At 62.6% G+C, this 19,839-nt stretch carries 16 protein-coding genes and 1 tRNA gene; 9 read left to right on the top strand and 8 right to left on the bottom strand.

The window, feature by feature from the left end:
- Positions 1-26: 26 nt before the first annotated feature.
- Positions 27-1,889, top strand: coding sequence for a putative bifunctional diguanylate cyclase/phosphodiesterase (locus J2Y55_RS18460; protein ID WP_310156525.1), 1,863 nt, complete (start codon positions 27-29; stop codon positions 1,887-1,889).
- A 117-nt stretch (positions 1,890-2,006) separates the two neighbouring features.
- Positions 2,007-4,838: a phosphoenolpyruvate carboxylase gene (locus J2Y55_RS18455; protein WP_310156523.1), complete on the top strand. Its 2,832-nt coding sequence runs from the start codon at positions 2,007-2,009 to the stop codon at positions 4,836-4,838.
- Here J2Y55_RS18455 and J2Y55_RS18450 read toward each other — a convergent pair.
- From J2Y55_RS18450 to J2Y55_RS18440, 3 genes are all read right to left on the bottom strand, one after another.
- Positions 4,835-5,125 (bottom strand): hypothetical protein, encoded by a 291-nt coding sequence (locus J2Y55_RS18450; protein ID WP_310156521.1) that lies wholly within the window; start codon positions 5,123-5,125, stop codon positions 4,835-4,837. The two genes, J2Y55_RS18455 and J2Y55_RS18450, sit on opposite strands and share 4 nt — an antisense overlap.
- A 496-nt stretch (positions 5,126-5,621) precedes the next feature.
- Complete coding sequence (locus J2Y55_RS18445; RefSeq protein ID WP_310156519.1) at positions 5,622-5,993, bottom strand: hypothetical protein; 372 nt, start codon at positions 5,991-5,993, stop codon at positions 5,622-5,624.
- 69 nt (positions 5,994-6,062) lie between these two features.
- Positions 6,063-6,428, bottom strand: a complete 366-nt coding sequence (locus J2Y55_RS18440) for a hypothetical protein (RefSeq protein WP_310156516.1) — start codon at positions 6,426-6,428, stop codon at positions 6,063-6,065.
- A 373-nt stretch (positions 6,429-6,801) separates the two neighbouring features.
- On the opposite strand from J2Y55_RS18440, the gene J2Y55_RS18435 reads away from it, so the two are divergent.
- The 3 genes from J2Y55_RS18435 to J2Y55_RS18425 all read left to right on the top strand — a co-directional run bounded on the left by J2Y55_RS18435 (position 6,802) and on the right by J2Y55_RS18425 (position 9,243).
- Positions 6,802-8,382, top strand: a complete 1,581-nt coding sequence (locus J2Y55_RS18435; RefSeq protein ID WP_310156514.1) for an AMP-binding protein — start codon at positions 6,802-6,804, stop codon at positions 8,380-8,382.
- A 28-nt stretch (positions 8,383-8,410) separates the two neighbouring features.
- A complete protein-coding gene (locus J2Y55_RS18430) occupies positions 8,411-9,088 on the top strand; it encodes a DUF1190 domain-containing protein (RefSeq protein WP_310156512.1) in 678 nt (225 codons plus the stop codon).
- A 67-nt stretch (positions 9,089-9,155) separates the two neighbouring features.
- A tRNA-Leu gene (locus tag J2Y55_RS18425) sits at positions 9,156-9,243 on the top strand.
- A gap of 279 nt (positions 9,244-9,522) precedes the next feature.
- Here J2Y55_RS18425 and J2Y55_RS18420 read toward each other — a convergent pair.
- Positions 9,523-10,131, bottom strand: a complete 609-nt coding sequence (locus J2Y55_RS18420; protein WP_310156510.1) for a hypothetical protein — start codon at positions 10,129-10,131, stop codon at positions 9,523-9,525.
- A gap of 305 nt (positions 10,132-10,436) precedes the next feature.
- Here J2Y55_RS18420 and J2Y55_RS18415 point away from each other — a divergent pair, with 305 nt between their 5' ends.
- From J2Y55_RS18415 to J2Y55_RS18405, 3 genes are all read left to right on the top strand, one after another.
- Entirely contained in the window at positions 10,437-11,642 is a 1,206-nt protein-coding gene (locus tag J2Y55_RS18415) for a hypothetical protein (RefSeq protein WP_310156508.1), read from the top strand.
- A 255-nt stretch (positions 11,643-11,897) separates the two neighbouring features.
- Positions 11,898-13,247: a trypsin-like serine protease gene (locus J2Y55_RS18410; RefSeq protein WP_310156506.1), complete on the top strand. Its 1,350-nt coding sequence runs from the start codon at positions 11,898-11,900 to the stop codon at positions 13,245-13,247.
- 10 nt (positions 13,248-13,257) lie between these two features.
- On the top strand, positions 13,258-13,983 hold the full coding sequence (locus tag J2Y55_RS18405) for a CHAP domain-containing protein (protein ID WP_310156503.1): 726 nt from the start codon (positions 13,258-13,260) through the stop codon (positions 13,981-13,983).
- A gap of 1,111 nt (positions 13,984-15,094) precedes the next feature.
- On the opposite strand, the gene J2Y55_RS18400 is transcribed toward J2Y55_RS18405, so the two are convergent.
- The 4 genes from J2Y55_RS18400 to J2Y55_RS18385 all read right to left on the bottom strand — a co-directional run bounded on the left by J2Y55_RS18400 (position 15,095) and on the right by J2Y55_RS18385 (position 18,813).
- On the bottom strand, positions 15,095-15,793 hold the full coding sequence (locus tag J2Y55_RS18400) for a nucleotidyltransferase domain-containing protein (protein WP_310156501.1): 699 nt from the start codon (positions 15,791-15,793) through the stop codon (positions 15,095-15,097).
- 305 nt (positions 15,794-16,098) lie between these two features.
- A complete protein-coding gene (locus tag J2Y55_RS18395) occupies positions 16,099-16,509 on the bottom strand; it encodes a hypothetical protein (RefSeq protein WP_310156499.1) in 411 nt (136 codons plus the stop codon).
- A 70-nt stretch (positions 16,510-16,579) separates the two neighbouring features.
- The gene (locus J2Y55_RS18390; RefSeq protein ID WP_310156497.1) at positions 16,580-17,188 is read right to left on the bottom strand and encodes a hypothetical protein; all 609 of its coding nucleotides are present in this window, start codon (positions 17,186-17,188) and stop codon (positions 16,580-16,582) included.
- A gap of 80 nt (positions 17,189-17,268) precedes the next feature.
- Positions 17,269-18,813, bottom strand: a complete 1,545-nt coding sequence (locus tag J2Y55_RS18385; RefSeq protein ID WP_310156494.1) for a hypothetical protein — start codon at positions 18,811-18,813, stop codon at positions 17,269-17,271.
- A gap of 241 nt (positions 18,814-19,054) precedes the next feature.
- Here J2Y55_RS18385 and J2Y55_RS18380 point away from each other — a divergent pair, with 241 nt between their 5' ends.
- A complete protein-coding gene (locus J2Y55_RS18380) occupies positions 19,055-19,504 on the top strand; it encodes a hypothetical protein (protein WP_310156492.1) in 450 nt (149 codons plus the stop codon).
- Positions 19,505-19,839 lie beyond the last annotated feature (335 nt).

Below are 19,839 nucleotides of genomic sequence, written 5' to 3'. Positions count from 1 at the left end.
GGATACTCAGTTGAAAGAGCCTGATCGTGCGCGACCACCCCTTGCCGGAACCTGAGCCGGCGCGTTCCGCGGCCTGGCATGAGACCGGCGTCGTCGCGACGCGGCGCGACGGCGACTTGGCTTGCCTGCTGGAGCGGGTCGAGCGGTTGCAGCGGGAGGTGGAGGAGACATCCCGGCTCCTGCGCGAACGCGACGAGGCCCTGGCGCATAGCAAGAAGATCTTCGATCGCTCTTCCGAAGCTGCGAAAATCGGCGTCTGGGAATGTGATCTGACCAATGCCGATTCCTTGCGCTGGACGGACGCGGTCTACGATCTTTTCGAGCTCCCGCGCGGCTCCAAACTCGACCGGTCCAGAATCGTCGAGATGTACGACCCGGAATCGCGCGTCGCGATGCAGACCCTGCGCAGCAAGGCGATTTGCGAGCGGGGCGGCTTCACGCTCGACGCCAAGATCACGACCGCGCTCGGCAAGGAGCGCTGGATGCGGCTCACCGCCGATGTCGAGAGTGAGAACGGCGTCGCGGTGCGCATCTTCGGCATGAAGCAGGACATCACCGAGGAGCGGGCGCTCTGGGACAAGACGCGGTTCCTGGCGGAAATCGACCTGATGACCGGGCTCGCCAATCGCAGCCAGTTCCAGGCGATCTTGTCCGGCCAGAAGGGCGAGCCTCCCGGGCCGCTCCTGCTCGTCGATCTCGACGGCTTCAAGCAGGTCAACGACACCTTCGGCCATGGGCTCGGCGACGAATGCCTGAAGCAGGTCGCGCTGCGCCTGCGTGGTATCTGCGCCGAGGCGCGATTGGTGGCGCGGATCGGCGGCGACGAGTTCGCGGTGCTGATGGGCGCGGCAGCCGATCGACTGGAGGCGGAGGCTCTGACCGAGCGCGTCCTCGACGCTTTGCGCCGCCCGATCGCCTGGGGCGCGCATGTCTTCCAGCTTGGCGCGTCGGTGGGGATCGCGATCCCGCAAGGCTTCGACGCCTCGAGCGCGGCGGAATTGTTCAGCCATGCCGATATCGCGCTCTACGCCGCCAAGGCGGCGGGCAAGAACACCTTCAGGGTCTTCGATCCGCAGATGAAGAGCGAGGGCGAGCGGCGCTTCGAGACTGTCCGCGATATTGGCCGCGCCCTGGTCGAGAACCAGCTTGAATTGTACTACCAGCCCAAGCTGCAGCTCTCCGACCAGACCCTGTCGGGGTTCGAGGCGCTGCTGCGCCGGCGCATGCCCGATGGGCGGGTGGTCGCGGCGGGTGCGTTCCAGGCGGCCCTGAACGATCCCGATCTCTCGGCGCGACTGGGCAAATGGGTAGTCGAGAAGGCCTTGCGCCAGGCCGGGCTCTGGCATCGTGCCGGCTTCGATTTCGGCAGCCTCGCGATCAATCTCAGCGCCTCGCAACTCCATGACCACCATTTCGCGGAGACGCTGATCGAGCGCGTCGCCGAGCAGGGCCTGAGGCCCGGCATGATCGAGATCGAGGTGACCGAGGGCGTCTTCCTCGACGATGAATCCGGCCCGGTGAAGCGCATCCTCGAGCGCCTGAAGCAGAGTGGCATGCGTGTAGCGCTTGATGATTTCGGAACGGGCTACGCCTCGCTCGTGCATCTGCGCAGCTATCCGATCGACGTCATCAAGATCGACAAATCCTTCGTGCAGCGTTTCCTAAGCTCGGCGCAGGATCGCGCCATCCTGGAGACGATCCTGCGCCTGGGGGCGAGCCTGGGCATGGACATCGTTGCCGAAGGCATCGAGACGGCGGCGCAATTGCAGGCGCTGAAGGCGCTGGGTTGCCCGTATGGCCAGGGCTTCCTGTTCTCGCCGGCGGTTCCCGCTTCGCGCGCCATCGACTGGCTGCTGCCGGTCAGTTGCCGCCAGACCCGCGTGGCGTGATCTTCGTCTTCGCCTTGGGCTTCGTCGTCGTCTTGCATCCTAAGTTGTCTTGCATCCCAGCCATCTTGCATCGCAGGTCCAAAACTTGCCTGCTCCATCCGTGAGGGAGAGCGGGTGATGACGGATGGGCTCGACGAGCAAGGTGGATCGGCGGCGCTGGAGCTCCAGGGCGCAATCGAGCAGGCGCGCAAGGCTGCGCGCGAAGACCCGTTCGGCAATCCGGTGCTCAGGGTCACGCTCTGGCTGACGCGGCGGATGGATCGCGGCGAGCTGACATTGGACGCCGCGCTGGGGCTCGTGCGCCATCTTGGCCGCGAGGCATTATACGAGCGGGCGGAGCGCGTCGCGGCTTATGTCGGGCTCACGGATGATGGCGATGTGCCGCTGCTGGCGCTGGCCGAGCGGCTGGCCGCCGCCGCCGAAGGCGAGCCCGAGCCCTTCGCGCATTTCCGCGCTGCGACCGCCCGGCCACGCTTTGCTGCCGTGTTCACGGCCCATCCGACCTTCGGCATGAGCCGGAAGCTGGCGCATGCGCTGGCCGATCTCGCCTCGGGCGATGCGGCGGGCGCGGCTGTGGTCGAGAATGAGGCGCTCTCCTTCCGGCCCGATGGCGCGATCACGCTGCAGGACGAATTCGAGCAGGCGCGTTTCGCCGTGCGCCATGCCCGCGATGCGCTCGACCGTTTGAACGCGGCGCTGCTGACGGCGGCACGTTCGCGCTGGCCGGAGCGCTGGCGCGAGCTCGCGCCGCGGCCGTTGATCCTGGCCTCCTGGGTCGGTTGCGACACGGATGGTCGCACCGATATCGGCTGGTGGGACACGCTGCGATACCGGCTCGAATCCAAGCGCGGACAGTTCGTGCGCATTCTGGAGAAGCTGCCGGAGGTGGCCGCGACGGCCGAGGTGCGGGCGCTGGTGTCGGCCGCGCTCGCCGCCGTCGAGCGCCAGCTCGCACTCGCGCCGCCGATCGGCACGCAACCGGCGCTGACCGCACTGCAGGCCTTCGCCCTGGCCCTGGTCGGTGAGCGCGAGGCGGCCTTGCCGGAAGCTTCCGGATTGATCGCGGCGCTCGACCGGGCGATCGCGGCGACCGGGGCTGATGACGAGACGGCGATGGCGCTCTGCCTGGTCAAGGCAGGTTGCGCTGCCCATGGCGTCTCGATCGCGCTGCCGCATTTCCGGCTCAACGCCTCGCAGCTCCACAATGCGATGCGCGGCGTCATTCCGCTCGATGAGGAGCCTGCCTTGCCGGCGCAGCGGCGCGCCTTCCTCAGCGCGGCCAACGCCCTGCTCGGCAAGGTCGAGCCGACGGCGGTCGATTTCGGCGCGCTCGCGGCCGAGCGGGCCTCGGCCGCGCGGATGATGATGACGATCGCGCAGATCGTGAAGCATCTCGACGGTACGCGCCCGGTGCGCTTTCTCGTGGCGGAAACCGAGACGGGTTACACACTGCTCTGCGCGCTCTGGCTGGCGAAGCGCTTCGGCATCGCCGACAAGGTCGAGATCTCGCCGCTATTCGAGACCTCGGATGCGCTGGAACAGGGGCCGCGCATCATCGACGAGGCACTGCGTAGCCCGCATTTCCGTGATTATCTCAAGCAGCACGGCCGGCTCTGCATCCAGTTCGGCTATTCCGATTCCGGGCGCTATATCGGCCAGGTCGCGGCGACCTTCTGGGTCGAGCGCCTGCGCATCCGCATCTGCGAATTGCTGACGCGCTACGGGCTGAGCGATATCGAGCTCGTGATCTTCGACACCCATGGCGAGTCGGCGGGGCGCGGCGCGCATCCGCGCAGCCTCAGCGATCGCCTGGCCTATCTCGATCCGGCTTTCGCGCGGCAGGCCTTCAAGCGGGCGGGCATCGCGACGGTGCGCGAGACCAGCTTCCAGGGCAGTGACGGCTATCTGCTCTTCGGCACGCGGCAGATCGCAGCGGCGACCGTCGGGCGCATCGCCGAGGCCGTCTTCGGCGAAGGCCGGGATGCGGGCAAGGATGCGGCGGCCGACCCGATCTATCAGGAGCCGGATTTCGCCTCGGAGTTCTTTCAGACCGTGCGCGAGGAGATGACCGCGCTGGTCGACGATCCCGGCTATGCCGCGCTGATCGGCACCTTCGGTCCCTCGCTGCTCGATAAGACCGGTTCGCGCCCGGCGGCGCGGCAGAGCGATGCGGGCGGGCCGACCCGTATCCGCCATCCGCGCGAACTGCGCGCCATCCCCAACAACGCGATCCTGCAGCAGCTCGGCTGGCTCGCCAACAGCGTGCATGGCCTCGGCCAGGCGGCCGGGCGCGCGCCCGACCTGTTTCGCGCCATGCGCGAGCGCTCCGACCGCTTCGAGCGCGCCTATAGCCTGGCCAGCCATGCGATGGCCAATAGCGATCTCGACGTGCTGCGCGCCTATCTCGACACGCTCGACCCCGGCAACTGGTTCGACCGCGCTCGCCGTACGACGCGCGCGGGGCGGCGCGACGAATTGCTCGCGGTCGCCGACGCGCTGGCGCGGCTCGAGCTCGCGCCCGCGCTCAGGCGCCTGTTCTGGCGGCTCTCATCGGACTGGTTGAAGCTGCAGACGGTGGCAGGCGACACGCCGCGCATGTCGGTCAGGCTGGTTGCGCTGCATGCGCTGCGGCTGGCGGTGATGCACCGGATCTGGCTCTCGGCGGCGCATGTCCCGGATTTCCGGCCCCATGCCGGCTTGACGCGCGAGGCCTTGATCGAGCGCATCCTGCGGCTCGACATCCCGGCCTCGCTGCTCCTGCTCGGCGAGATCTTCCCGCTCAATCCCGATCCGACGATCGGACTGGATTTCGGCGAGCCGCCGGGACCGCGCGAAGGCGGGACCTATGAAGCGCTGCACCGCGACGTCTTCGCGCCGATGCGGGCTTGCTTCGACCTGCTGCGCGAAATCTCAGGCGCGATCCAGCACGAGATCGGCGCCTTTGGCTAGATGTCGGCAAGACCGAGAGCGGTGCCCTGCCGGGATTGGCCGGGTGGCTTGGTCCAGAGCTTCGCATAGCGTCCCGAGGCGGTAATCCTCACCATATCGCGTCTCGCCAGGGCGATGATCGAGTCTTCCTTGAAGAAGGGACCGCAGCGATCATGCGCCCAGCCGCGACGAAAGCGTTGAAGCGGAGCCTGCGCCATGGCGTCGAGCAGGCGCCGCTGCACCGAAGAGAGTTGCGACGATCGTTCCGTCGCGATGCAGTTGCTCTCCATTCCGGCGATGTGCTGCACGACATATGTCCCCAAGCCCACGCATAGGTTGCGTGTGTCTGAGGGCGCGAACATTGATCTGAAACAACATTTGCGCCGGAGCAACGGTATTTCTGGACGCTGCGGTCGATACTCCGCGCCTTCGTGCTCCATGCCGGCTTGACGCAGGAAGCTCTGATCGAACGCATCTTGTAGCTCGACATCCCGGCCTCGCTGCTCCTGCTCGGCGAGATCTTCCCGCGCAGTCCCGATTGAGACGATCGGACCGGACTTCGGCGGGCCGCCGGGACCGCGCGAAGGCGGGACCTATCAAGCGCTGCAGAGCGGCGCCTTCGCGCCGATGCGAGCCTGCTTTGGCCTACTGCGCGAGATCTCGGGTGCGATCCAGCACGAGATCGGGGCGTTCGGGTGGGTTTTTGGCTCCATTTACCGCCCCGTCATTCCGGGGCAGGCCGCGGGCCTGAGCCCGGAATGACGGGGTGGCTCCGTGCTCAGGCCGCAAGCCCTTGCGTCCGGATCACGCCGCCCGATCGAGCTCGACGACGACCGCCGTGTATTCCGGCAGGTGCGGGGCGAGCTTGGTCCGGGCGTCGTCGATCCAGCTGGCGAGCTTGATCACTTGCCCCAGGTTGGCGCTTTCGTCGTCGGGCTTGGCCGGCTCGATGATGGTGAGGCCGCCGGCATCGAAGAAGAAGGTATGGTCGCCGAACACATCGCTGAGCTGGTCTGTGATCGGGTGGTTCTCCGGCAGGGCCTGGGTGCTCGGGATTTGGGCGTTCAACTGGTTCAGGGCGTGGTCGATACGCGCTTCGGTCAGCTTCATGATCCTGTCCTTTCGTCTGGGGGGTAGGTGACGGGCGCGCGGCGCACCCTCGTCGATCGGTTCCATGGCCCGATCAGACTTGGCCCAATCAGATTTGGCCCGATCAGACCTGGTTCCGATAAGGCCTGGCTCCGGTCAGACCTGCTCTTCGGCGACCAGGGTCAATTCGCCGTCATCGTCGATGGCAGCGGCGATCACTTGCGCCGAGCTGAGGCCCTTGGCCCTCAGCGCCGAGGAGGCCATCGGCATCGCATCGATGGCCTGGCGCAGCTCCTGCAATTCGTCCCGGTTGGTCCGCGAGATGAGCGCATTGACCTGTGCCCTGAGCTCCGGCGGCAGATTGCCCTTGTCCAGCACAGTCACGCTCTTGACGCCCGGAGCGGATTGGCTGCCGGGAGCTTGCGGCCCGGCCGGGGCGGGCAGCTCCTCTTGGGCGCGGGCAATGCCGCTGGCGGCGAAGGCGAGCGGCAGGCAGGTGGCGATTATCATCAGCTTACGCATGATCTCTCCTTTCCATGAGGGTCTGGAGCGGGAGAACTCATCTCCCGATAACAAAGGGACGCTAGCGGCCAAATCCGGTCAGGATCTGTCGTTCGTCTGGCCGTTCGGTGAAACCAATGCGACGGAACTGTGGGGGCGTCGGATATCTTCATCCTCCATCGTCCTACAGCCCTCATCCTGAGGAGCGCCGTAGGCTTAGTCTCGAAGGATGCTCCAGGATGCTCCCGGACCATCCTTCGAGGCGCCGCTTCGCGGCTCCGCAGGATGAGGGCTGTGGGGGGCGGCGCGAACGGTCAAGCGCTTTTGATTGCAACGGCCGCCAAAGCCCTTAGGTAGGCGTTGAGGGAAACGCCTGCCTGGAGCCGAGCCAAACATGGCCGACACGGAATTCGACGCCCTGTCCTTCGACGCGCCCGCGGCGCGGATCACGCTGTTCCGAGCGCTGATCCAGGCGAGCACCCGCCACGGCCGGGCCCGTATTGCGCTGGAGGATCCCGAGCGCCAGCCGATCAGCTTCGGGCGGCTCGTGCTGGGCGCATTGGTGCTGGGGCGCAAGCTCGCAGGCGTGACGCAAGCCGGCGAACGTGTTGGCCTGCTGCTGCCCAATATGCAGGGCATGGTGGTGACGCTGTTCGGGCTCTCCGCCTTCGGCCGCGTGCCGGCGCTGCTGAACTTCACCGCCGGGGTGAAGAATCTGCGGGCGGCGGCCGAGCTTGCCGGGCTCAAAACCATCATCACCTCGCGCCGTTTCATCGACCAGGGCAAGCTCGACGACGAGATCGCCGCCTTGGGCGAGGGCCGGCGGGTGATCTATCTCGAGGAGGTCCGCAAGCAGATCACCAGTTTCGACAAGGCCTATGGTGCGCTGCTCAGCCTCGCGCCCGGGCTGGCGCATCGCGCTTACGAGGCCAAGCCGGACGATGCGGCGGTGGTGCTGTTCACCTCGGGCACCGAAGGCAAGCCGAAAGGCGTCGCGCTCTCCCATGCCAATCTGGTCTCGAACGCCCGCCAGATCTTCCAGCTCGCCGCCGGCTTCCTGTCCGAGCGCGACATCGTCATGAACCCGCTGCCGGCCTTCCATTCCTTCGGGCTGACGGCGGGGCTCCTGATGCCGCTGCTGCAGGGCATGAAGGTCGTGCTCTATCCGAGCCCGCTGCACTACAAGCAGGTCCCCAGGCTGATCGGCGAGATGGGCTGCAGCTTCCTGTTCGCGACCGACACCTTCCTGCAAGGCTATGCGCGCGCTGCCGATCCCGACGATCTGAAGAGCGTGCGCTATGTCGTCGCCGGGGCCGAGCGGGTGAAGCCCGAGACGCGTCGGATGTGGGAGCCTTACGGCACCACGATCCTGGAAGGCTATGGCTGCACCGAATGCTCGCCCGTGCTCGCCTGCAACACGCCTGTGGCCATGCGCGAGGGCAGCGTCGGGCGTCTGTTGCCGGGTATCGAGGCGAGGCTCGATCCGGTCGAGGGCATCACCGAGGGCGGCAAGCTTTGCGTGCGGGGCCCGAATGTCATGGCCGGCTATCTCAGCGCCGAGGAGCCGGGCAAGATCGTGCCGCCGGAGGGCGGCTGGCACGACACCGGCGACATCGTCGCGATCGATGACGGCTTCGTGGTGATCAAGGGCCGCGCCAAGCGCTTCGCCAAGCTCGGCGGCGAGATGGTCTCGCTTGCCGCAGTCGAGGCGATGATTGCGGGGCTATGGCCGGAGCAGAACCATGTCGTGGTGGCGCTGCCCGATGCGCGCAAGGGCGAGCAGCTCGTCCTCGTCACCGAAAAGCCCGATGCCGAGAAGCGCGCCTTGCTGGACGAGGCGAAGGCGCAGGGCTTTCCCGAATTATGGGTGCCGCGCGCGATCCTGGTGACCAACTCGATTCCGGTGCTCGGCAACGGCAAGATCGACTATGGAGCGACGCGCGAGCTTGCAGCCTCGCGCCGTTCGCTGCTGTGAAGCCACAATTGTGGCTATGGTGCGCCGCATGATCACGATTTCCGCATCCTCGCTCCTCGCCACGCTCCGCGTCGCAGCGCTTGCCCCGGCGCTCTATCTGGGTTCGCCCGCCGATCTCGCGGCGCAAGGCAAGAGCGTGATCCAGGGCAAGAGCGCGGTTTATGAGCGGCGCGACGAATGCGTCGAAGCCGGCCTGCTGAGCGCCGAGCAATGCGAGTTCGCCTATCGCAATGCCCGCGCCGAATTCGAGCAGAAGGCGCCGCGCTATGCCTCGCGGGCGTCCTGCGAGCAGGTCCATAAGCGCTGCGGCGCGCAACTGGTCGCGGCCGGCGGCTGGGATACGCTCGGGCGCGGGGGAGCGACCTATGTGCCGCGCTTCAGCGGCGTGCGCTTGACGGGCGAGGGCGCTGCCTTGCGGGCGTTGCCGGTGGTCGAAGGCTCCGGGCGGATCGCCTTCGCCGGGCGCTCGGTGACGGAGCTGCAGGACAAGGTGGCGGGCCGGCAAAACGTGTCCGGGCCGACCGAGGCGCGCAGCAGCCGGCATGGCCACCAGACGCAAGCCGCCGGACCTTACGTGAAACGCGGCGACCGCGACGACACGGTGCGCGTGCCGATGGAGCAGAAGAGCATCGGCTCCAATGTCGCGCCGGGCCTCTATGTCGATCCCGACGGCGTCGAATGGTACAAGCCTGCCCGCCGGCATTGAATACCGCGCCCGGTGGCGCCTGGATGAGCTTGCGCCGGGAGCCCGCGCCCGCTACCCCTGCGGGCAGGCGGACGTGGCGAAACTGGTAGACGCAAGAGACTTAAAATCTCTCGGCCCGAAAGGCTGTGCGGGTTCGATCCCCGCCGTCCGCACCACTCAGCTGCGTCGCGACCGCTAGCTAGGGCTCGCCTGAGCGGGCGCGCGGATTTCTGAAGTTCTGGCGCTATCGGCGGGAGTATCGATCTCGGCCGGGCATGATCGCCATTGTGACGCTGAAGCGGCGCAGGCGAGGTATCGTCCGGGAGGTGCAATCCGACCTGTGGTCGGGGCTTCTCGTTGCCCTCTTGCGGCATGAGTAGGATCGTATCCTATCCAATTCCTGACATGCACTTTACCGCGGTTATCCGGCTTGCGGCCCCATGGTCACGCTGCCGTCAAAAGCCCAATTTCGGTGACCTGAACCTATAAAGCTCTGCAGCGACCTTCGCGATGCCCTCGATGCGCGCGTCCAGCTCCCGGAATCGTTGCGCGAACAACTCGATGTCGGCCGCGAGATAGTTGAATCTCGGCTCGGCATGTGACCAGGCGCCAAGCCGCGCATGAGATGGCAGCAGGGCATAGACGGTGATGATCGGCTGCTCGTCATCGCCATAGTCCGGGCAGCGGGCCTCGGTGACGTACCCATGGGCAAGTTCGTTTCGGCGCACGGCCCATTCGCAGTACGCTCCTGCGACTTGCCTCATCGACTTTTTCAGCTTTGCCGCCTGGTCGCGCTGGTCACCAAAATCGGCATCGAGAAAGCGGGCGCATTCTTCACGCAGCGCGTTCGCTCGGTCATGGACTTTGAATACGCCCCCGAAGGCATCGACCTCCTGCTCGTCCCCTGCATGCAGAGCATGAAACAGGCTAGCGACGGCGGCATTCACGCCCTCCCATGCCGAGACAGCTTTGCCCAGGGCTGTGTAAATCGGGGTGTCCTCCCGATCGCCCTGGCGGTTGTGCATGCGACTTCCCTCGGGTCGGTCCCACAGCATCCGCTTCATGAAAATAGCCCCCAAAAGACGCGATATTACGAAAGCCGTGAATTTCAGCGCAGGTTTGCCCCATAAGGCCTATGTAAGCTCCGTTGGTACCTGCTCCGCATACCTTCGGGGCACGCTTTTACCGCCCAGGCCCTATTGGGCGGATCATGCGCTCTTCGGCTTCCATCCCTGATGCGGTTAACTTCACGACGCAAACGCTCGAACAGGGCTTGATCCGGCCAATCCCGATCGCCGAAGCGAGTACAACTCTTGCGCGTCTTTTCTTTCTGGGTAATCTGATGCCCTAGCGTCAACGATATAGGGCCGTGTCGATGCGTTCGATAATTCTTGCCGGTTTGGCGGTCATCATCGCCTTGCCGATCGAAACGGCCTCTTCTCAAACGATTTTCGATCTTTTTCGTCCACGAAATACAAACGCTCGTGTCACCGACATAGCCTACTTGCTCGGGAGCCAGCCTCGATTTGCGACAAGGCGCACTGTCGACGACGGTTATTCCACCGTGAAGATTGCATATGATGGATGTGCAACCCTATCCGACGCCGTCGAGGCATCGCGGTCATTTTTGGGAAAATTTGCGCTCGCAGCTTCGTATAAGCTGTCCTACCGCGCGCTGGACCGTTCGCCCGTGACTGACGGGGCCGTGCTTTTTGCCGATGGGTCTAGCGTGGATGCTGATAAGCGCGCGAAGCCGAGCTGCGACATTAAGCTGGGAATGGTGCGAGCTAGGGATGATTTCGCCATCACCTTCACGGCCGCGGCCCAACATACGTCCTTCGACCCGGTGACGTTTCTAAGACGGCTTGCTGAAATCATCGAAGTTGCGGGGAGTGCGGCTGGTGTCATCCGGCCTGGTTTTGGCGAGCGCATCTTGTTGGGACGTTATGCGATTTCCGGCAGGGATGCTGGCGAAACGCCGTTCACGACTGGCGACCTCAGAACTAATCTAGAGACGCGCGCGAGAAATTTTGAACGGCTGACCAACGCGCTTGCACGGGATTTGAATCTGGCTCCAAGCGTCCGAACCTACACGCTTAGGCCCGAGCATACGAGCCTGACTCTTTCACATGTCGGCCTTTCCTTGGCGGTAACGCGTAGTAATCAGTGGTCGATCATTGCGCCAGGAAACGGCAGCAGCCGGAGGTTCGATCGGAATATCTTGGTCGGGCTGGACAATACACTCGAAGCTATTGGGGTGAAACCCGAAGCGCTTGCCTCCTCGATCAATGCTGCATACCCAGCGGTGTTCCAGGCCGTCCAACCAAGGGCCGTTACGGAAATTTGCCAGCATCTCCTCTTCACGCTTTCGCAGCGGCTGACGCGCTGGGACGCGCTAGCACTCACTTGGAACCTTGCCTATCGCCAGAGCTTCCATGCAGTCGCCCCTCTTCCTTATTGTTTCAAAAGGGAGCAGGTGGAGGAGCTTAAGAGTTATGGAATCGACCGCGAACCGTACGAGGGCGGCTTTCAGCCGAGCGTTGTCGTCGCGGCGTCAACGTCGCCCACGCCATAGTCCAATATGCCTGACCATATGGTCAGGCAGGCACGCCTGACCTGCGCGTCACGCTTATACGCTCGAACACGGACCCTCGGCATTGCCCAAGCCGATCTGCGTCGCGTTTGGCTGCCAGGCTTCTGAGCAACCAATCCCGGATTGCTGCCTTTGGATCGCATCGCTACACGCGGCAGGCGTGTAAAAGGAGAATTGGTCGGGTTGTAATCAACTAAAACTTGTGCATGCTGACGTAAGTGGATCAGAGTGCCATCGATGCAAAACGGCTCGCATTCCTCAGCGTTAGTTTGCCGCTTTCGCAAGTTTTTTCTCTGCGGCAGTCGGCGAAGTAAGGCATCGATGCTGTTGCGCGCGATGCTGTTGATCGCCGCACTGGCGCCATGGTCGACGAACGCGCTGGCGGATAGTGCCGATCCACACGAAAAATGGTTCTCAACAGAAATCGAAAAGTACTCGTCTGGCATAGCAGATTTTTTTAGCAAAGATTCGATTGCCAGCCGAGTGATTATCTCTTCATCTTTTGTGCCATCGCTGGGGCGCGTTCTGAGACGTCCTGCTGGCGGCGGCGACGTCAAAACGTGCTCGGGTGTGCTGATCTCGCCGCGGCATTTTCTAACGGCAGCCCACTGCGCTTGCGAAGCGCGCGGGGGGACTTCGTTTCATTCCACAGAAAAAGCCTGCTTGTCGGCCAACGCGCCGGGAGATTCAGAAACGGTGGTGTTCCTTCCAACGTCCGGTGCTGTCGTGAAGGGCGAAATTATTCATCTCTCTCCCGATTTTAATATATCCGAGAACTCCCGATCGAAAGATGGTTCGCGGCAAGGAGATCTCGCGATCATCGAGCTGTCATCGTCGGTTCGATATAGTCCATACGAATTGGCGGTGAGAGATCATGGGTCTACTACGCCAACCCGAGTGATAATCAGCGCGGGTTTTGGCCGATTATCGATGACCGAGGAATCCGCCCGGGAACTGGGAGTACCTGGGGAGCCGCTGCGGGAGGGTATTGCCGCCATGGCAACCGTCAACTTGACACCCTGTAGCAGCGAAGTGGTGAGCAGCGACGCGCGTTGCGCGTTTTACAGTTTTCGGCAGAACCGTACCCCCGGAGCTGGACAAGCTGCGACTTGCGCAGGTGATTCCGGCGGGCCGTTGTTTGAGAGAGCGCCCGACAATAGCCTAAAACTCGTCGGGATTGCGTCTTCGAGAGACAGTGTCGGTAAGGATAACTGCATCGTAAAAGACTCTATTGAGGCGATCTACACGGCGGTTGAGGACCATGTGGAATGGCTTTCGAAATTTCGGGCTGACGCTAAGGAATCTCTCAAACCTGCTCTCTGCCGAGAGATTACGCTTTCTGTAGCGTCGGATGGCGGCCAGATTAGTGTTCCGGTTCGGAATCGGCGTCTTACAGTCAGCGCCTCAGGCGTGGCTACACAAGCGTCCGGCGGATTTGTTGATCTCAAGCCATCACATGAGGACCTGTGCGTACGGCCTTTCGGTCGACGCGACGTCGTCGCATGCTCGATCAAAGGTATAGATACTTTCTCAGTGGCTGCGCAGCACGCAGGACTAGTCCAGTTTACTGTATGCGATTTGGAATAGGGGGCAAATGATGATCAATCGTCGCGGGTTACTATTAGCTTCGGGCGCCGCCACCATAGGGCCAAGCCTTGCCAGGGCGCAAAATTCGCCGGCCACGGGCTTTGATCCGGTCACTGAATGGGGCTTCGGCCCACCGGTGAGCGAACCGGATAGTTCTGGTACCCGGCCCACCGGGACCAAGCCTCCCAAACACGGTGAGATTGCCAAGGGTTTCAAGCTCCTCTATGCCGCACCGCGCGATCAATCCCCTCTCGCGGTGGCTCGGTATTTCGAGGTGCTTCCCGACAAGAACGAGGACGGTCACTTCTACAGGCACGAGTGGCCGAAGGACGGACGCGCGAATCCACTTATTGTCGGGCTTTTCAGTTCGACATTTACGATCCCCAGCAAGGGCGATCAAACTGCGTGGTGTGCTGCCTTTGTGAATTTCTGCCTGCTTGCCTCCGGCAAGCCGACTACCGGCAGCGCCCAGTCAGGCAGCTTTCGGAGCAATCCCGCCTTCCCAAAAACCGACACTCCAAAGCCTGGTGACATCGTCGTGTTCCGACTTCCTGGCCCAGACGGCGACCTGGGGTTCGGCCATGTCGGTCTATTCCTCAGCGAGACCTCAACGCATGTGGAGGTCTTGGGCGGCAATCAGGTTGGAACCACCAAGACAAGCGGTGCTGTCACAGTCACAAAATTTCCCTTCAAGAGCGCTGACCTCGAGCTCCATAGCTATAGGAGTGTGACATGAAGCAAGGATTGGTGGCTGCTTTTGTGGCTGCGCTGGCATGCGCTCATACCGCGCCACATTTAGCTATAGCTGAAAGCGTACCGCTCCCCCATGCGGGGCAGGGAGGTGGGCCGAAAGTTCCCGTAATTCAAGCAGGAAAGCCCGCAGCGAGCCTTACGGACAAGGATACTGATGCTCGAGAGAAGTTGCTCGCTACCCGACCCGGCCATGCCCCAATCTCAGGTGCGGCTCAGACGGCGGGATCATCGGATATCACTGGTACGGGCGCTGGTCCGAAAGTACGGGGAATCCCGCCCAGACCAATCGCAGATCTGTCGCCAAAGGAGCTCGGCGCTGAAGTGCGAGCCATGGTTGCGCAACCCGAGTTCGTCGCCGGCGTTGGTGTGCGGACGCTAGACGGCAGTTCGCAGCACACCGGGTACGGCGGAGGCCCGCAGATTCCGGGGATGCCACCGAGAGGAAACCCTTTGGCACTTCTACCCGTTGAACAGCTTCGCGCAGATCGAAATGCGATGGCTTTGGCGGTGAAATCTCTTGACGAGAAGCTCCAGCATACTGGGAATGGTCAAGGCGGGCCGACGGTCTCGCCGATGCCGAAGGTAGGAGGCCCCTCGGTTCCGAGCCGCCCTGGCATCTCGCCGTAGGGGGGTGATACGCAGCGCCTGGGTCTGCTGAAGGCCAGTGTGCTGTCCATCCCGCTTGACGCGGTCGGGCTGTCGTAAACCGGACCCGCAGGTTCCGGCCTTCGGCTTCCATCCCTGATGCGGGTCATGCGCCGCAGACGCGGCAGGAAGGGGCAGGAGGGTCTCCCTCCTCCCCTCGCAAGGCCCGGTTCCGGTATCCCCACTCTTCCTTCGCTGGCGCTCCGTGCAGCCCGGGTGATCCCCCTCCGGAACCGGGCCTTGCCACCCCAACCACCCGGTCTCGCCGACGGGCAGGGTTGCAGCAGCAGGTGCTGTGCAACCCAATCCCAAAGGAGAGACCCCATGGCCGTTGGCATCCCAGCGGCCTTGACGGCGCTCCCCGCTTTTGGGCTGGACATCGGGCTGCAAGGGCACCCTTGCCTTGAGAAGATCTCGGAGAGTGATATCAATTCACCAGTGCGGTCGGCCTATAGGACTGTGCTGCTAATCACGCGATCCATGAAGGCGACTAGATCGTCTCCGCGCACTGTCGGCGAATTGTAGCGCGATGCACCGCCCTGGCGCAGCCATATTGCTTCTTCGACAATTGCTTGGTCATCGGGGAAGTTGGCAAGCGCGTGGCGGCCTGCACCCGACTTTGAGACCATCTTACCAGTGACGATCGCGGCATGAAGCCGCGCGACGCCTAAGCATCCCCAAATGACCGACTCATCCTCTTGCAAAGTTGCCATGTCACGGCGGCGCTGATTGAGCCACGGCAACCAATAGGATTGAAGATTCTGGCGGCTATAAACGACAGCTGCATCCTCGTCGGCAGCGATCCAACTGGCGGATGGAGCTTCGCCACGCACCGTAATGCCATGCCGCAACATCGTAAGCCATGTGACGGGGTGACGTTCTTCGGCCGAGTCAAACGTAACCACTCCACTCATCGCAGACGGTCCGGTCCCCGTTGGAGGATAGGCTAGATCGCCTCGCCCTAGGTAGATGCCGTCGCAATTCACCGTAGGGTAGGCGTCGGACAATGTTCTATGAACCCCAACCAGAGGCGACATATCGGCGTTCGGCTCTGCAATGGCGATGAAGTCAATATCGCTTTGACCAGGACGGTAATCACCTAGGGCCAACGACCCTACGAGATACAAGCCCCTAATCTGGTCAGGCATCGTCTGATCCAACTCATGGAGCAAAGACGCAACTACTGGCGCGACGTCAGCGGGTAGATTGACTAAATCAAACGGGCCTTTTTTCAGAGTGCACATACTGAAAGTATAGTCGGATAATTCAAAATGTGGAAATAGTTTTGAATTAGCGGCAAAGTACTCGATTCTCGCGCGATAACCCCTGCATTAAAGTGCGCAGCGCTCGGAATCGGGGGCGTGATGTCGGAGTATGCATGGGGCAATGATAGCAACTCACCCGTGAGGTCGGCTTCGCAACCCAGTCCAGCTGTGCCGCCCGCGCTAGCCGCCTATGGTCGGGTTGTGATCTCCGCCTTGACCTCTTCGTATCGCTTGCCAAGCTGATCGTAGATTGCCTGCCAGTTGGCCCACGGCATTTCCATGATCATTGCCTGAAGCTGCATCAGCCGTGCTGCCAACGCCTTACGTTCCTCGATAAGGTCCGACTTGCTCATGGCCGTGACGTCGTTCGCTTTGGACTGCGCGGGCAAATGCGGCTTCATTTCGCCCTGCCGGAGGGCCAGATCGATCATGTCCATGAGGATATCGAACGGTATCTCTGGCGAGCCGCGTGAGATTTTCCCGCTTTGGTCTCGATAGGCCCATTTGATCGAGCGATCCTTGAACGATCCATCGTCCCAGGATGCCCACCCGATGCGGAGTTCGCCGTTGCGGTAGGGGATTACGTGCGTTGGAATCATCTGACTGCCTCACTGTTTCGATAGTACCGATCTAGTGTATCCATACTATGGATTCAAGAGGCGAGGCGATCTACCGATTTGCCTCCGGCCACCCAGCTTTGGGATACAGATTGCCGGGATCTACAACCCAGATCAGAGCATGCCCATGGCGGCGGGCGTAGGCGATCACCTCGGCCACGGCGGCGGCGATCGGCTTCTTGACGCTCATAATCCGGTGCACGCGACGCGGCGTCCCACTCCGGGTTTTGTCCGACGTCGTCAGCTCCCAGTCGGCCGCGACACCATCCTTACCCATGCTTACGTTGAGCTGAAGACGTCCCTGCGGCCTCATTGCTGGCTGGTCTAAGGTCAGTTTCGGCTCGATCGGCCCCGGCGCCCATACCGCTCCAGTCTTGTAGGGCGCGTCGGAAACGCGACCGCGTTCCTGAACGACGACGTATCCCGCTTCGCGCATCATTTGCCCGACGTACCATCCGACGAACTGGCACGCGGCGTCGCGCTCCTTTTTCGAGGGGAGGGCCGCTATGGTCGCGGCAACGTCCTTGGCCACCGCCTGAACGGCGGGCTTCCCCTGCTCCGACAGCGTCACGAACGCGGCGAAGTGCTCGGGCTGGTCGATGATCTCGGTTAGCAGCTGCCCGGTTTCCGTCGCGCCATATGTTGTAAGCCAGTGGCTCATCGCCAACCCTCCCATTCGTGTCCGCACAATATGAGGGGGCATCGAGCTCGAGTCAACTACACGAAACAAACGGTCATGTTTTACTGCTGGCTGGGTATGACGCGCACAAGCGCATGCCGGAAATAGTGCTCGTTCATGATCTTGATGAGCGATTTCGACGTGGATTTTTCCAGATAGGCCTTCATGGCCTCGCCATCACGCCAGCCGATCTCGCACCCTTCTTCCGACCGATGGTTCTCCAGCCACTCAAGCTCGGCGCCGGCGATCGGGGCATTGGTCCAAAGCTCGAAGGTGAGCTTCTTGTCGGCGAAAGACGACCTGCTGCGCAAAATACTACGGAGAAGCGGCACTCGGTCTTCTCGCCACTTCTGGATCTCCGGAAGGCCGATACGCGAGGTGGGGCTTTTTGATTTGCACTCGATGACGAGCACTCCTTTGTCATCCGGCCGGTCAAGCAAGACGTCGATCTCGGCCGCGCGCCCTGTTCTAAACTCTTTCAGCTCGTCGCCCGCGCGTAGGAATCCGCCCTCCACGTCTTTTACCAAAGCGCCCACAGCCAGCTCGAACAGGTGACCACGAAGATTGTGGGCCGCGCCCTCGATCTTGGTCAGGCTCCCCATCACGCGCTCGAGGTGCTCGGGGTTCACGGCCGCTGTCGCGCCGGCGTTGCTCAACAAGTTGATGAGATCACGCAAGGCCTTTGCGACCTCCTCGCCGAACATCTGAGCCGTGGTCGTCGCGAGAACACCTTTCTGTCGTGCCAAGCTGAATCCAGTGGCCGTGAAACCGTCCGCGACTAGGAACGGCATGATAGGTGCGACATTCCGAGGCCCCGATGCCAAGTCGTGCTTGCGGACGAAATGCGCCACCTCGTTGGAATCCAGGATCTTGCCGAGATTGACGTCGGCCACGATGAACCCAGGCCGCAAGGTTCCTTTCAGGGGCTGTGCCAAGGGCCGTGCATAGGACGGACCGCTGAAATCCCATGTAATGCTCGAAACGACGGGTGGCTCTTCGTCGTTGCGGAGTCGGATGCGCTCGAAGCTGGCTAGACCAAGGCGTCGGCACCACTCCTTCATACCGTGCAAGACCACGTCCTCGGCTGCCAGCTGGGCGCGGATATGAGATATTTTCGCGGTACGGTACTGCGGCGGTTGAAAGACGACGAAGCGTTCGCCGCTTGCCTCGTCCGTGATCTGCTCGACCATGTGAATGGCCTGCAGACGCTCGATGATCCGCTCCGGCGAAAGCTGTCCCTTGCGAGCCAGGGGAGCTCCACAGAGCCCGGGAAACAGCCTCAAGGGGAAAGCACCGCCACGGGCCTTCAGGCCAATGATCGCGCCCCAATATGACGGACCATGCGATTTGCAGGCTTTTTCGATGGCTTTCCAGAAAGATGGGCGGCCGAACTGCTCCGACAAAAAGAAGAAGCGGGCGTTGTGCGCAAACCTGAGCCCCGCGAGCCTAGTCACGCTATCGCCGGCGCGCGCGATGCGTTGACGAGCCGCCGCCGGCGATAGGCCGGCCTTCACCATCTCGGCAATGAGCGCGATGGTGAGACAGGGTCCGGAGCTGCGGAGCAGCCGGACGAGATCATTATCAAAGGGTGATGAAGAGCGTGTCACACTACTCTATTTATAACACCTCCTCTGTAGGCCGGCGTCCTTTTTCACATCTCGCGCGAGATTGAAAATAACGTAATAATTGAGCTATTTAGAATCGACCAAATCTGGCGCTTTTTGATGCAATGTCAAACCGATTGGCCCGCGCACTGTCAAAACGCCTCCATATAACGCCCTAGTCTTGAGCTTCGCTCTGGCCGCCCCAATATCTCACATTATGTCGTGTTTAGCCTTGGGGAACGTGATGAGTGCGCCGAGCAGTGAGTTGGAATCGCCTATTCAATGGGGCGACCGCGTTGATCATAAGAAGTTCGGCTTGGGGACAGTTAAGGGCGAGCCAGACGCGCGCTCTGGTGCGAGCCAGGAATTGCAATCGATCGAACATAAGGGCTGGGCGGTTCCCGTCACCTGGGACGATCCAACTCGGGAAGACAGCATGGTGATGAGCACCTTTTTGAAGGTGGTCAGCCGGCCGGACGCCAAGGGCGGCGCCTACTGGAATCATGAGTTCCAGAAGCTGACGAAGCGGGTTCTGGCAGCCAGGCAGGCGACAGATCTGGTGATCGGAAATGCCTTCCGACCGCAAGGCGGCGGCGGTGCGGCGAAGGTGCAAGCGGCGCTCGCCCATGAGGAGGTCAGCCTAGGCGAGCTTGCGGCGTTCCTTGAACGGGACGAACAAGGCGAGCACGCCTAGCTCCCCTTCATCTCGCATCATGCAGCGTACCTGGGAGCTGGTCGCGCTGCTCTGTGCGCCTGAGATATTGTACCCACGGCTGCGGCTTGGGGGACGTGATGCCTCCCGATCGGCCGCATACGGTGCATTGAGAGTCCGCCTGCGCGGCTCGGCTTTTTTGAAGAAAGGGGGGCTGCCGCCCCGCGCCGTCAAGGCCGAGGCGCGCGCTTGGATGGCCGCTGCCATCCAAGCGGCCTTGACGGCGCTCCCCGCTTTTTGGGGCTGGACATGGGCTGCAAGGGCAGCCCTGCCTTGAGAAGGCAGCTTTCCAATGCTCTGAGGCAAGATTGCCACTC

The organism is Allobosea sp. BE125, from assembly GCF_031456075.1.
Taxonomy (GTDB): domain Bacteria; phylum Pseudomonadota; class Alphaproteobacteria; order Rhizobiales; family Beijerinckiaceae; genus Allobosea.
The sequence above is the reverse complement of the archived record's forward strand: the minus strand, read 5'-3'. Positions and strand labels throughout refer to the sequence as shown.

Bases quoted from the DNA above. Each gene is read 5' to 3' on its own strand.
- J2Y55_RS18455 (WP_310156523.1), top strand. From the start codon at position 2,007: ATGACGGATGGGCTCGACGAGCAAGGTGGATCGGCGGCGCTGGAGCTC.
- J2Y55_RS18445 (WP_310156519.1), bottom strand. From the start codon at position 5,993: ATGGAACCGATCGACGAGGGTGCGCCGCGCGCCCGTCACCTACCCCCC.
- J2Y55_RS18440 (WP_310156516.1), bottom strand. From the start codon at position 6,428: ATGCGTAAGCTGATGATAATCGCCACCTGCCTGCCGCTCGCCTTCGCC.
- J2Y55_RS18435 (WP_310156514.1), top strand. From the start codon at position 6,802: ATGGCCGACACGGAATTCGACGCCCTGTCCTTCGACGCGCCCGCGGCG.
- J2Y55_RS18430 (WP_310156512.1), top strand. From the start codon at position 8,411: ATGATCACGATTTCCGCATCCTCGCTCCTCGCCACGCTCCGCGTCGCA.
- J2Y55_RS18420 (WP_310156510.1), bottom strand. From the start codon at position 10,131: ATGAAGCGGATGCTGTGGGACCGACCCGAGGGAAGTCGCATGCACAAC.
- J2Y55_RS18410 (WP_310156506.1), top strand. From the start codon at position 11,898: ATGCAAAACGGCTCGCATTCCTCAGCGTTAGTTTGCCGCTTTCGCAAG.
- J2Y55_RS18405 (WP_310156503.1), top strand. From the start codon at position 13,258: ATGATCAATCGTCGCGGGTTACTATTAGCTTCGGGCGCCGCCACCATA.
- J2Y55_RS18400 (WP_310156501.1), bottom strand. From the start codon at position 15,793: ATGCCTGACCAGATTAGGGGCTTGTATCTCGTAGGGTCGTTGGCCCTA.
- J2Y55_RS18395 (WP_310156499.1), bottom strand. From the start codon at position 16,509: ATGATTCCAACGCACGTAATCCCCTACCGCAACGGCGAACTCCGCATC.
- J2Y55_RS18390 (WP_310156497.1), bottom strand. From the start codon at position 17,188: ATGAGCCACTGGCTTACAACATATGGCGCGACGGAAACCGGGCAGCTG.
- J2Y55_RS18380 (WP_310156492.1), top strand. From the start codon at position 19,055: ATGAGTGCGCCGAGCAGTGAGTTGGAATCGCCTATTCAATGGGGCGAC.